Below are 12667 nucleotides of genomic sequence, written 5' to 3' on the forward strand. Positions count from 1 at the left end.
CCGGTTGCACCTCAACAGTCTCACGGCTAATCTTGCCGGCAGCTGATGCCACGCAGTCGTGGCAAACATGAGGATAAAAACATGGCTACCACCACCCTTGGGGTCAAACTTGACGACCCGACCCGCGAACGCCTCAAGGCCGCCGCGACCTCGATTGATCGCACACCGCACTGGCTGATCAAGCAGGCAATCTTCAATTACCTGGAAAAACTCGAGGGTGGTGCAACCCTGTCCGAGCTCAATGGTTTGAACGGCAAGGAAGTTGACGAAGCAGGCGAGCTCCACATCGATCACGCGCATCAGTGCTTCCTCGAATTCGCCGAAAGCATCCTGCCGCAATCGGTCCTGCGCGCATCGATCACCGCCGCCTACCGTCGCCCTGAGCCGGAAGTCGTGCCGATGCTGATCGAGCAGGCGCGTCTGCCGGCACCGATGGCCGAAGCTACCAACAAACTCGCCGCCTCGATTGCGGAAAAACTGCGCAACCAGAAGAGCGCCGGCGGCCGTGCCGGCATCGTCCAGGGCCTGCTGCAGGAGTTCTCCCTGTCGTCCCAGGAAGGCGTGGCGCTGATGTGCCTGGCCGAAGCGCTGCTGCGCATCCCGGACAAAGGCACCCGCGACGCCCTGATCCGCGACAAGATCAGCACCGGCAACTGGCAGCCGCACCTGGGCAACAGTCCGTCGCTGTTCGTCAACGCTGCCACCTGGGGCTTGCTGCTGACCGGCAAACTGGTGTCCACCCACAACGAAGCCGGCCTGACCTCCTCCCTGAGCCGCATCATCGGCAAGAGCGGCGAGCCGATGATCCGCAAGGGCGTCGACATGGCCATGCGCCTGATGGGCGAGCAGTTCGTGACCGGCGAAACCATCGCCGAAGCCCTGGCCAACGCGAGCAAGTTCGAAGCCAAGGGCTTCCGTTATTCCTACGACATGCTGGGTGAAGCCGCACTCACCGAGCACGACGCGCAGAAGTACCTGGCCTCGTACGAACAAGCCATCCACTCGATCGGCAAAGCCTCCCACGGTCGTGGGATTTATGAAGGCCCGGGTATTTCGATCAAGCTGTCGGCCCTGCACCCGCGCTACAGCCGTGCCCAGTACGAGCGCGTGATGGATGAGTTGTACCCACGCCTGCTGTCGCTGACCCTGCTGGCCAAGCAATACGACATCGGCCTGAACATCGATGCCGAAGAAGCCGACCGCCTCGAGCTGTCGCTGGATCTGCTCGAACGCCTGTGCTTCGAGCCGCAACTGACGGGCTGGAACGGCATCGGTTTCGTGATCCAGGCTTACCAGAAGCGTTGCCCGTACGTGATCGACTACGTGATCGACCTGGCTCGCCGCAGCCGTCATCGCCTGATGATCCGCCTGGTGAAAGGCGCGTACTGGGACAGCGAAATCAAGCGCGCCCAGGTCGAAGGCCTGGAAGGCTACCCGGTCTACACCCGCAAGGTGTACACCGACGTGTCCTATATCGCTTGCGCCCGCAAACTGCTGTCGGTACCAGAAGTCATCTACCCGCAGTTCGCCACGCACAACGCCCACACCCTGTCGGCCATTTATCACATCGCCGGTCAGAACTATTACCCGGGCCAGTACGAGTTCCAGTGCCTGCACGGCATGGGTGAACCCCTGTACGAACAGGTTGTAGGCAAAGTTTCCGAAGGCAAGCTGAACCGTCCGTGCCGTGTGTACGCTCCGGTCGGCACCCACGAAACCCTGCTGGCTTACCTGGTGCGTCGCCTGCTGGAAAACGGCGCAAACACCTCGTTCGTCAACCGCATCGCCGACCAGTCGATTTCCATCCAGGAACTGGTGGCCGACCCGGTAGCCAGCATCGAGCAGATGGCGACCGTGGAAGGTGGTTTCGGCCTGCCACACCCACGCATTCCGCTGCCGCGCGACCTGTACGGCTCCGAGCGCGCCAACTCCAGCGGCATCGACATGGCCAACGAACATCGTCTGGCGTCGCTGTCTTGCGCCCTGCTGGCTACCGCGCACAACCACTGGAAAGCGGCACCGATGCTCGGTTGCGCGTCCAGCAACGAAGCTCCAGCCCCGGTGCTGAACCCGTCCGACCTGCGTGACGTGGTCGGCCATGTGCAGGAAGCGACCGTCGAAGACGTCGACAACGCCATCCAGTGCGCCCTGAACGCTGCACCGATCTGGCAGGCCACGCCGCCCGCCGAGCGCGCCGCGATCCTGGAACGCGCCGCCGATCTGATGGAAGCCGAGATCCAGCCGCTGATGGGCCTGCTGGCCCGCGAAGCCGGCAAGACCTTCGCCAACGCCATCGCCGAAGTGCGTGAAGCCGTGGACTTCCTGCGTTATTACGCAGTGCAGGCACGCAACGATTTCACCAACGACGCCCACCGCCCGCTGGGTCCGGTGGTGTGCATCAGCCCGTGGAACTTCCCGCTGGCGATCTTCAGTGGTCAAGTGGCTGCCGCACTGGCTGCCGGTAACCCGGTATTGGCCAAGCCTGCGGAACAGACGCCGCTGGTCGCCGCTCAAGCCGTGCGCCTGCTGCTCGAAGCAGGGATTCCGCAAGGCGTGCTGCAATTGCTGCCGGGTCGCGGTGAAACCGTCGGTGCCGGCCTGGTCGGCGACGAACGCGTCAAAGGCGTGATGTTCACCGGCTCCACCGAAGTCGCACGCTTGCTGCAACGCAACATTGCCGGCCGTCTGGACAACCAGGGTCGTCCGATCCCGCTGATCGCCGAAACCGGTGGCCAGAACGCGATGATCGTCGACTCTTCGGCACTGACCGAGCAAGTCGTGATCGACGTGGTGTCCTCGGCGTTCGACAGCGCCGGCCAGCGTTGCTCGGCCCTGCGCGTCTTGTGCCTGCAGGAAGACTCCGCTGATCGCGTCATTGAAATGCTCAAGGGCGCCATGGCCGAAAGCCGTCTCGGCAACCCTGAGCGCCTGTCCGTGGACATCGGCCCGGTGATCGACGCCGAAGCCAAAGCCGGCATCGAGAAGCACATCCAGGCCATGCGCGACAAAGGTCGCAGCGTTTACCAGGTGGCCATCGCCGATGCCGAAGAAGTCAAACGCGGCACCTTCGTGATGCCGACGCTGATCGAACTGGAAAGCTTCGACGAACTGCAGCGGGAGATCTTCGGCCCGGTGCTGCACGTGGTTCGCTACAAGCGCAAAGACATCGATCAACTGATCGGCCAGATCAACGCTTCGGGTTACGGCCTGACGCTGGGCGTGCACACCCGTATTGACGAGACCATCGCCAAGGTGATCGACAACGTCCACGCAGGTAACGTCTACGTCAACCGCAACATCGTCGGTGCCGTGGTCGGTGTGCAGCCGTTCGGCGGCGAAGGCCTGTCGGGTACTGGCCCGAAAGCCGGCGGCCCGCTGTACCTGTACCGTCTGTTGTCGACCCGCCCTGCGGATGCGATCGAACGATCCTTCGCTCGCGGTGACGCCGTCGCAGCACCGGACGTTCGTCTGCGCGATGCCATGAGCAAGCCGCTGACCGCCCTGAAAGCCTGGGCCGAGAGCCACAAGTTCACCGACCTGTGCTCCCTGTGCGTGCAGTTCGCCGCACAATCGCAAAGCGGCATCACCCGCGTCCTGGCCGGCCCGACCGGCGAGCGCAACAGCTATGCGATCCTGCCGCGCGAGCACGTACTTTGCCTGGCGGAAGTTGAAGGCGATCTGCTGACCCAACTGGCGGCGGTCTTGGCTGTCGGTGGTTCGGCGGTATGGCCTGAGGCCGACATGACCAAAGCCTTGTTCGCACGTCTGCCGAAGGATATTCAGGCGCGCATCAAGCTGGTTTCCGACTGGAACAAGGACGAAGTGGTGTTTGATGCGGTTGTGCATCATGGCCACTCCGACCAGTTGCGTGCGGTGTGCCAGCAGGTTGCCAAGCGTGCCGGCGCCATCGTTGGCGTGCAGGGCCTGTCGCAAGGCGAAACCAACATTGCGCTGGAGCGCTTGGTGATCGAGCGGGCGTTGAGCGTTAACACGGCGGCGGCGGGTGGTAATGCCAGTTTGATGACCATCGGTTAACACCGACAATCCGGGCTGCCGCAATGGCCGCCCGGTATGCGATACCCCTGTGGGAGCGAGCTTGCTCGCGATGGCGGCAGATCAGTCAATACAAATGGTGACTGACGACCGCTATCGCGAGCAAGCTCGCTCCCACAGTGGCTTGTGGTGCCTGTTAAGTCGGCGCTCTGCCCCACCATCACGCTCATCAATCATCCTGTTCAGTCTTTATTAGCAAGCCTAGACTCGGCCCATTCCAATAAAAGGTAGGCCGCCATGTCCGAGACGTTGCTCAGTTCCCGCAATCTGGCTTTCGAGCTGTATGAAGTCCTTGATGCCGAGGGCCTGACCCAGCGTGAGCGTTTCGCCGAGCACAATCGCGAAACCTTCGATGCGGCCATCGGCACCGCCCGCAGCATCGCCGAGAAGTTCTTCGCCCCGCACAACCGCAAGGGCGACGAGAACGAGCCGCGCTATGAAAACGGTCAGGCGATTCTGATTCCGGAAGTGAAACCGGCGGTGGACGCGTTCCTCGAAGCCGGTTTCCTCAACGCCGCGCGCAGTTTCGACGCTGGCGGCATGCAGCTTCCTACGTTGCTGTCGCAGGCCTGCTTTTCGCACTTCCAGTCGGCCAACGCCGCTTCGACCTCTTATCCGTTCCTGACCATGGGCGCGGCGAACCTGATCGAAAGCTTCGGCACCGATGAGCAGAAGCACCGCTTCCTGCAACCGATGATCGACGGCCGTTTCTTCGGCACCATGGCCCTGACCGAACCCCACGCGGGCTCGTCGCTGTCGGATATTCGTACCCGCGCAGAGCTGGCGTGCGACGGCACTTATCGCCTCAAGGGCAACAAAATCTTCATCTCCGGTGGCGATCATCCACTGTCGGAAAACATCGTGCACATGGTGCTGGCCAAGCTGCCGGACGCACCGGCCGGGGTGAAGGGCATATCGTTGTTCATCGTGCCCAAGTTCCTGGTCAACGACGACGGCAGCCTCGGCAAACGCAACGATGTGTTGCTGGCCGGTCTGTTCCACAAGATGGGCTGGCGCGGAACCACGTCCACCGCGCTGAACTTCGGCGACAACGGTGAGTGCGTCGGCTATCTGGTGGGCAAGCCGCACCAGGGTTTGAGCTACATGTTCCAGATGATGAACGAAGCGCGAATTGGCGTCGGCATGGGTGCGGTGATGCTAGGTTACGCCGGCTACCTCTACTCGCTGGAATATGCCCGCGAACGCCCGCAAGGCCGCGTGCCGGACAGCAAGGACCCGAACACCGCGCCGGTGGCGATCATTCAGCACGCCGACGTCAAACGCATGTTGCTGACACAAAAGGCCTACGTCGAAGGCTCGTTCGACCTTGGCCTGTACGCGGCGCGACTGTTCGATGACACCACAACGCTTGCGACCGAAGCCGAACGCAAGCAGGCCCATGAATTGCTGGACCTGCTGACGCCAATCGTCAAATCCTGGCCGTCAGAGTTCTGCCTCAAGGCCAACGAACTGGCGATCCAGATCCTCGGCGGCCACGGCTACACCCGCGAATACCCGGTGGAGCAGTACTACCGCGACAACCGTCTGAACCCGATCCACGAAGGCACCCACGGCATTCAGTCGCTGGACCTGCTGGGCCGCAAACTGGCGCAGAACGGCGGTGCGGGGCTCAAGCAACTGATCCGCCTGATCGCCGACACCGCCGAGCGCGCCCAGGCGTTTGATTCGCTGACACCTTTGCGCGAACCGCTGGAGAAACTGGTGGCGCGCCTGCAAACCGTGACCATCGGCCTGCTGACTGATCTGGCCCAGGGCAAGGTCAACAGCAGCCTGGCGAATTCGGCGCTGTACCTGAAAGTATTCGGGCACACCGTCATTGGCTGGCGCTGGCTGGAACAGGCGATTCGCGCCGAGGAAGGCCTGGCCAAGGGTAATGCGGCGGATGTGAGTTTCTATAAAGGCAAGTTGCAGGCGGCGCGGTATTTCCTGACGTGGGAAGTACCGGGGTGCCACCATGAGCTGGCGATTCTTGAGGCTCGGGACGATGTTTGTCTGGGGATGCAGGATGAGTGGTTCTGATCCCGACCTTGTGCTGCAGCTGAAATCCATTCGCTGGCAAGCCAGCTCCTACAGGATTTGGTGTGAACGCACCGGCCTTGTAGGAGCTGGCTTGCCAGCGAATGCGTCAGCATAGCCAACGCACTTTTTCAGTTCAGCTTGAACCCACCCATCTGCCGCGCCAGATCATCCGCCAACCGCTGTAACGTCTGACAATCATCCAGGCAAGCCCTGACCTCCCCCGCCGTCGCCCGCGCCAGATCGGAAATTCCCTGTACGTTGCGATTGATTTCCTCGGTCACGGCCGACTGTTCTTCCGTCGCCGCCGCTACCTGATGGTTCATATCGCTGATGCGCTCAACCTGCCCGGTGATCGCAGTCAACGAGGTGCCGGTACGCTGGCTCGACTCAACCCCCGTGCCCGTCGCGGCTTGTCCGGAATGCATAGATGACACGGCGTTTTCCGCGCCTTGCTTGAGGCTGCCGATCATCTGCTGGATTTCATCGGTGGAGGCTTGAGTGCGTCGCGCCAATGTCCGCACTTCATCGGCCACCACGGCAAACCCGCGCCCCATGTCCCCGGCCCGCGCCGCTTCGATAGCGGCGTTGAGCGCCAGCAGGTTGGTCTGCTCGGAAATCCCGCGAATCACCGCCAGCACCTGATCGATGGACGCCACTTGATGGGCCAGTTCACCTACCGCGCTGGCGGCGACACCGATTTCGTCGGACATGCTTTCAATGTGGCGGATCGAACCACCCACCACTTCCCGCGCCTGCATCGCCTCATCCCGAGCCGCTTGCGACGCGACCGCTGCATTGCCTGCGTTCTGGGCGATTTCCTGTACGGTCAGGCCCATTTCGTGAACAGCGGTGGCGACCATATCGGTCATTTCCTGCTGTCGTCCGGAACGTTCGGCGGTGTTGTCCACCACCCGCGCCACTTGGCCAACAGCGGTACGCAAGCGTTCGCTGGTGGTCAGCACTTCGCCGATCATGTCGCGCTGGCTGTCGAGGAACCGATTGAACCCGCGCGCCAGATCACCCAGCTCATCGGCGCGACTGGAATCCAGCCGGTGGGTCAAATCGCCACCACCGCTACCGATGGCCACCAGCGCGGCTGTTACCTGACGAATCGGCCGTACCAACCCACGGGCCAGCAACACCACCAGCAACAGGCACACAATCGCCACCGCCAGGCCGATGCCGCCGCTCATCCACATGGCACGGCGGGCTTCGGCGTAGATTTGCGATTGCGGCACTTCGGCCACCAGGGTCCAGCCGAGATCGCGCAAGGGCAGGCTTAACGCGAGGAAGTCTTCACCGTCACGCTGGAAGCCGCTGCTGGTGGCAGCTTTTTGACTCATCACCGATTGTGCCGCCGTAGCACCAATCTGTTCGGTTAGACTGCGTTTGCCACTCAATTGCGCCTCGGGATGGACCTGGATCAAACCGTCGGAACGCACGAGATAGACCTTGCCGCGCTCACCGAAACTGAAGTTGTGAATCAGCTCCGACAGCTCTTTCATGCTCAGGCCAAGCCCGGCAACGCCCACGACTTTACCGGCCTGCTCGACTTTGAAGTCGATGAAAAGCGCCAATTCTCCGGTCGCCGTGTCATTGTCGATATTGAGGGTGCGCGGCTGGTTACTGTCCAGAAACGAGTAGAACCAGGCGTCTTTCGGATTGGATCGGCTGAGGGTCCGGTCCAGGCCTTTTTCGGTGAAATAATGGTTGGACGCCGTGCCGACAATAATCGCGGTAAAGGCCCTGTGCTCGGCGCGGACGCCTTCGAGATAGGTAGTAAAGGTGCCGGCCCGGGCACCGTCTTCACCCCCGGCCAGCCAGTCGCGCACCATGCTGTTGCTGGCGATGTCCTTGGCGGCGGTGAGGGGTTGGACGAGGATGCGCTCGATGTCGTTGCGCATCGCTTCGATGCTCGACGGCAAGGCTTGCTCGACCAGATAGCTCTGGGCGAGACGATTGACCACCAGGGTATAGATGCCCACCACGATCAGAATACTGACCAGCAAGGCGCTGCCCATACTCAGGATCAACTGCCATTGAATACTGCGTCGCCAGAACTGCATGGAGCACCCCCAAAGAATAAGAGGCTGAAACACTGCAACAGCCGTGCCGATTGTATACAAGCCAACCGACAATTTATTCTTTGGTTGTGCGCAAAGACGATCAGGCCTGATTGATCGTCTTGGAGATCACTTCAACCGTGGCGCTGACTTGCTCTTGGTAACGGTCGAGTTCGAGCTTGTGCTGCTTCTGCATTTCGATCTGCTGGGAGCACAGATTCATCGCCGCCAGCACCAGCAGTCGGTCACCGATCAGCGTCGGGTACTTCCTTTTGGTGTCGGCCAGGGCTGCCTTCAACATCATCGCGGCGTCCAGCAGGGTCTGCTCCTCCCCGGCCGGTGCCTTGATCGAATAGTCCTCCCCCAGGATCGAGACGACTTTTACCCCTGCGGCGTTGTAACTCATGCGCTGACAGGACCTGCGCTGACGCGCTCAACCAGGGCCTGGATGCGGGCCGCCGTGGCGCCTTGCTTCTCTTCGTGTTCCATCAGGCTCAGTTGCAGGCTTTCGTTTTCATCTTTGGCCTGGGCCAGTTCCGCGGTCAGGTTCTGGTTCTGTTGCACCAGGTCGCTGACCAGTTGTTCCAATTGGCTTAGGGATGCTTCCAACATTTTGATTTTCCGGGCTTTTTCAAAGGGCGCGTACGATAAAGAAAAGTCACCCTGGATGCCAGGGTTATACAGGCGCAAAGCCTTGAATTTGCTGACGGGCAACCTTCCTCGCGAGTTTTAAAGACTGTGATTGGCCGATCTGGTTCCTGCACTTCGTCGCCACAAGGTGCAACCGGCTGAAACAGGCCGGGCTCAAGACTTCAGTCCGGCGACCGATAAGTCATCCATACAGCAGCCTCAGCCGCGCACGGACGCGCTCTTTCCCGGTGAACGCCATGTCCCTTCGTAATATGAATATCGCCCCTCGGGCGTTCCTCAGCTTTGCCCTGATCGGCGGCTTGATGATGGTTCTGGGAGTGTTTGCCTTGAATCAGATGAGCAAGATCCGCGGCGCCGCCGAGAACATCACCAACAACAGTGTGCCGAGCATCAAGAGCCTTGACGAGTTCACCCAGCTCACCTTGCGCCTGCGCGTGTTGTCCTACCGCTTGCTGGTGAACCGCGAGCCTGACGTGCAGCAGAAAACCCTGGAACTGCTGGAGACGCGCAACCAGCAGATTCGCACCGCCCAGGTAACCTACGAAAAGCTGATCGCCAGCCCGCAGGAACGTGCGGCCTACGATCAATACGTACAGTTGCTGGGTCAGTACCGCCAGATTGAAGACCGGATGAAAAGCCTTTCGCGCAACAATCAGGTCGATGAACTGCGCAGCTTGCTCAACACCGAATTGCTCAACAACTCCGAAGCGGTCAACGCCGTGTTGAACCGCCTGCTGGAGATCAACACCCAGCAGAGCCACGACACCAACCAGCAGGCGGCAGATCAATACGATTCGGCGTTCAACCTGGTGATCACCCTGTTGGTGATTGCCACTGCCCTGACGTTGCTGTTCGCCTGGTTGCTGACCAACAGCATCACCCAACCGATCGCCAACGCCCTGAGCGCCGCCGAACAGATTGCCGAAGGCAACCTGACGCGCCCGATCAACGTCGATGGCAAAGACGAAGCCGGCCGCTTGCTGCTGGCCATGTCGAAGATGCAGGACAAGTTGCGCGACACACTGCAGCGCATTTCCGGCTCGGCCACGCAGCTTGCGTCCGCTGCCGAAGAACTCAACAGCGTTACTGACGAAAGCGCCCGAGGCCTGACCCGGCAGAACAACGAAATCGAACAGGCCGCCACGGCGGTCAACGAAATGACCAGCGCCGTGGAAGAAGTCGCGCGTAACGCGGTCAGCACGTCCGAGGCGTCGAAGAACGCCACCACCTCTGCCGGCGACGGCCGTGACCTGGTACAGGAAACCGTGAGCGCCATCGAACGCATGAGCGCCGACGTGCAGAGCACCGCGACCCTGATCGGCGACCTGGCCAACGAGTCCCGCGATATCGGCAAGGTGCTGGATGTGATCCGTGGCCTGGCCGACCAGACCAACCTGCTGGCCTTGAACGCTGCCATCGAGGCCGCGCGCGCCGGTGAGGCCGGTCGTGGTTTCGCCGTGGTGGCCGACGAGGTGCGCGCCCTGGCCCACCGCACCCAGCAATCGACCAGCGAAATCGAACGCATGATCGGCAGCATCCAGAGCGGTACCGAGCACGCGGTGGATTCGATGCGCAACAGCACCGAACGTGCCGAATCGACCCTGAACATCGCCCGCGGCGCCGGGATGTCGCTGGACACCATCAACAGCGCCATCGTTGAAATCAACGAGCGCAACCTGGTGATCGCCAGCGCCGCCGAAGAACAGGCGCAGGTGGCCCGTGAAGTGGATCGCAACCTGGTGAACATTCGCGACCTGTCGGTGCAGTCGGCCACTGGCGCCAACCAGACCAGTGCCGCCAGTAATGAGCTGTCGCGCCTGGCGGTGGATCTGAACACCCTGGTTGGGCGGTTTAGCCTGTAACTGACCACCCCCCCTCCCCTGTAGGAGCTGGCTTGCCAGCGAAGGCGGCCTCAAGACGGTTGCAGTTATTGAGGGCCTCTTCGCTGGCAAGCCAGCTCCTACAAGGGATCGGGTGCACCTGAAGGTTCTGCAAAAGCTTTTTGACAGCATCACATTTCAACAGGTTAGAATCGCTGGCACGCAGACTGCATGGTCAGTTTGCGCCCGCCTTTCAGCTTTCTGGAGTACTGCCTTTGAATGCGACGACCATCAACAGCCTGTTCTTGATCGGCGCGTTGCTGGTAGGTGCGAGCATTCTGGTGAGCTCACTTTCGTCCCGCCTCGGCATCCCGATTCTGGTGATTATCCTGGCCGTCGGCATGGCGGCCGGTGTCGATGGCGCTGGCATTCTTTTTGATAACTACCCCACGGCTTATCTGGTCGGCAACCTCGCGCTGGCGGTGATCCTGCTCGACGGCGGCTTGCGCACCCGGGTGTCGAGTTTCCGCGTGGCGTTATGGCCGGCGCTCTCTCTGGCCACGGTCGGGGTGCTGATTACCACCGGGCTGACCGGCATGGCGGCGGCATGGCTGTTCAATCTGAACCTGATCCAGGGCCTGCTGATCGGCGCCATCGTCGGTTCCACCGACGCCGCGGCGGTGTTCTCGCTGCTGGGTGGCAAAGGCCTGAACGAACGGGTAACCGCCAGCCTTGAAATCGAATCTGGCAGTAACGACCCGATGGCGGTGTTTCTCACTGTCACCCTGATCGACATGCTCGCCAGCGGCCAGACCGGCCTGCACTGGAGCCTGTTGACCCACCTGATCCGCGAGTTCGGTATCGGTGGCGTGATCGGCCTGGGCGGTGGCTGGTTGATGCTGCAACTGGTCAATCGCATCAACCTGGCCACCGGCCTGTATCCGATCCTGGTCATCGCCGGTGGCCTGGTGGTGTTTGCCCTGACCAACGCCCTGCACGGCAGCGGCTTCCTGGCGGTGTACATCTGCGGCCTGGTGATAGGCAACCGCCCCGTGCGCAGCCGCCACGGCATTTTGCACATGCTCGACGGCATGGCCTGGCTGGCGCAGATCGGCATGTTCCTGGTGCTGGGGCTGCTGGTGACGCCTCACGACCTGCTGCCTATCGCCTTGCCGGCGCTGGCGCTGGCGCTGTGGATGATCCTGTTTGCCCGGCCACTGTCGGTGCTGGTAGGCCTGCTGCCGTTCAAGGCGTTCCATGGTCGCGAGAAAGCGTTTATTTCCTGGGTCGGCCTGCGCGGTGCGGTCCCGATCATTCTGGCGGTGTTCCCGCTGATGGCCGGCCTGCCCAACGCCCAGCTGTACTTCAACCTCGCGTTTTTTATCGTACTGGTGTCGCTGCTGGTTCAGGGCACCAGCCTGCCGTGGGTGGCCAAGCTGTTGAAGGTGACGGTGCCCCCGGAGCCTGCCCCCATCTCCCGCTCAGCCCTGGAAGTGCATGTCACCAGCGAGTGGGAGCTGTTCGTTTATCGCCTCGGCGCGGAAAAGTGGTGTATCGGTTCGCCCCTGCGCGAGCTGAAAATGCCCGAAGGCACCCGTATCGCCGCCCTGTTTCGCGGTCAACAATTGCTCCATCCGTCGGGTAGTACGGTGCTCGAAGTCGATGATTTGCTGTGTGTCATCGGCCATGAACACAACCTGCCGGCCCTCGGAAAACTCTTCAGCCAGGCGCCACAACGAGGCCTCGATCTGCGCTTCTTCGGCGACTTCGTACTGGAAGGAGACGCCCAGCTGGCCGCGGTTGCGGCCTTGTATGGCCTGAAGGTCGAAGGCATCGATCCGGACATGTCCCTGGGCCACTTCATTGCCCAGAAGGTCGGTGGCGCGCCGGTGGTGGGCGACCAGGTGGAATGGAACAACACCATCTGGACCGTGGCGGTCATGGACGGGAACAAGATTGGCAAAGTGGGCGTCAGATTCCCCGAAGGAAGTCGCCCGGGTCCCGGACTCTTCCTCTAAACTGCTTCCACTATCACTTGCT

The 12667-nt window shown here is 61.5% G+C and carries 6 protein-coding genes and 3 pseudogenes; 5 read left to right on the forward strand and 4 right to left on the reverse strand.

Going from position 1 to position 12667, the window contains the following annotated elements:
* The first annotated feature begins 81 nt into the window (after positions 1-81).
* Both putA and KGA81_RS02740 read left to right on the forward strand, forming a co-directional pair.
* Positions 82-4035, forward strand: coding sequence for a trifunctional transcriptional regulator/proline dehydrogenase/L-glutamate gamma-semialdehyde dehydrogenase (gene putA / locus KGA81_RS02735; protein ID WP_223544472.1), 3954 nt, complete (start codon positions 82-84; stop codon positions 4033-4035).
* 255 nt (positions 4036-4290) lie between these two features.
* Complete coding sequence (locus tag KGA81_RS02740; protein ID WP_223544473.1) at positions 4291-6093, forward strand: acyl-CoA dehydrogenase; 1803 nt, start codon at positions 4291-4293, stop codon at positions 6091-6093.
* A 128-nt stretch (positions 6094-6221) separates the two neighbouring features.
* Here the strand turns inward: KGA81_RS02740 and KGA81_RS30130 are convergent, their stop codons facing one another.
* From KGA81_RS30130 to KGA81_RS02755, 4 genes and pseudogenes are all read right to left on the reverse strand, one after another.
* Positions 6222-7067, reverse strand: coding sequence for a methyl-accepting chemotaxis protein (locus KGA81_RS30130; protein ID WP_411736535.1), 846 nt, complete (start codon positions 7065-7067; stop codon positions 6222-6224).
* A gap of 18 nt (positions 7068-7085) precedes the next feature.
* Positions 7086-8159: pseudogene (locus KGA81_RS30135) on the reverse strand (cache domain-containing protein); the annotation flags it as partial.
* Positions 8160-8259: 100 nt separating this feature from the next.
* Positions 8260-8562 carry a cell division protein ZapA gene (locus KGA81_RS02750; RefSeq protein WP_102698611.1) on the reverse strand — a complete coding sequence of 101 codons (303 nt, stop codon included), beginning with the start codon at positions 8560-8562 and terminating at the stop codon, positions 8260-8262.
* Complete coding sequence (locus KGA81_RS02755; RefSeq protein WP_095943263.1) at positions 8559-8768, reverse strand: hypothetical protein; 210 nt, start codon at positions 8766-8768, stop codon at positions 8559-8561. Before KGA81_RS02755 ends, KGA81_RS02750 begins: the two co-directional genes overlap by 4 nt.
* A gap of 341 nt (positions 8769-9109) precedes the next feature.
* On the opposite strand from KGA81_RS02755, the pseudogene KGA81_RS30140 reads away from it, so the two are divergent.
* The 3 genes and pseudogenes from KGA81_RS30140 to KGA81_RS02765 all read left to right on the forward strand — a co-directional run.
* Positions 9110-9766, forward strand: a pseudogene (locus KGA81_RS30140) (MCP four helix bundle domain-containing protein); the annotation flags it as partial.
* A gap of 303 nt (positions 9767-10069) precedes the next feature.
* Positions 10070-10669 (forward strand): annotated as a pseudogene (locus KGA81_RS30145) (methyl-accepting chemotaxis protein); the annotation flags it as partial.
* A gap of 233 nt (positions 10670-10902) precedes the next feature.
* Positions 10903-12645: a potassium/proton antiporter gene (locus KGA81_RS02765; RefSeq protein ID WP_223544476.1), complete on the forward strand. Its 1743-nt coding sequence runs from the start codon at positions 10903-10905 to the stop codon at positions 12643-12645.
* Positions 12646-12667: the final 22 nt, after the last annotated feature.

Origin of the sequence: Pseudomonas sp. A-B-19 (assembly GCF_019947515.1) — a bacterium.
In the GTDB taxonomy this organism is placed as follows: domain Bacteria; phylum Pseudomonadota; class Gammaproteobacteria; order Pseudomonadales; family Pseudomonadaceae; genus Aquipseudomonas.

What these genes read in the sequence shown, in the direction of transcription:
- putA (WP_223544472.1), top strand. Translation starts at nt 82, where the DNA reads ATGGCTACCACCACCCTTGGGGTCAAACTTGACGACCCGACCCGCGAA.
- KGA81_RS02740 (WP_223544473.1), top strand. Translation starts at nt 4,291, where the DNA reads ATGTCCGAGACGTTGCTCAGTTCCCGCAATCTGGCTTTCGAGCTGTAT.
- KGA81_RS30130 (WP_411736535.1), bottom strand. Translation starts at nt 7,067, where the DNA reads ATGATCGGCGAAGTGCTGACCACCAGCGAACGCTTGCGTACCGCTGTT.
- KGA81_RS02750 (WP_102698611.1), bottom strand. Translation starts at nt 8,562, where the DNA reads ATGAGTTACAACGCCGCAGGGGTAAAAGTCGTCTCGATCCTGGGGGAG.
- KGA81_RS02755 (WP_095943263.1), bottom strand. Translation starts at nt 8,768, where the DNA reads ATGTTGGAAGCATCCCTAAGCCAATTGGAACAACTGGTCAGCGACCTG.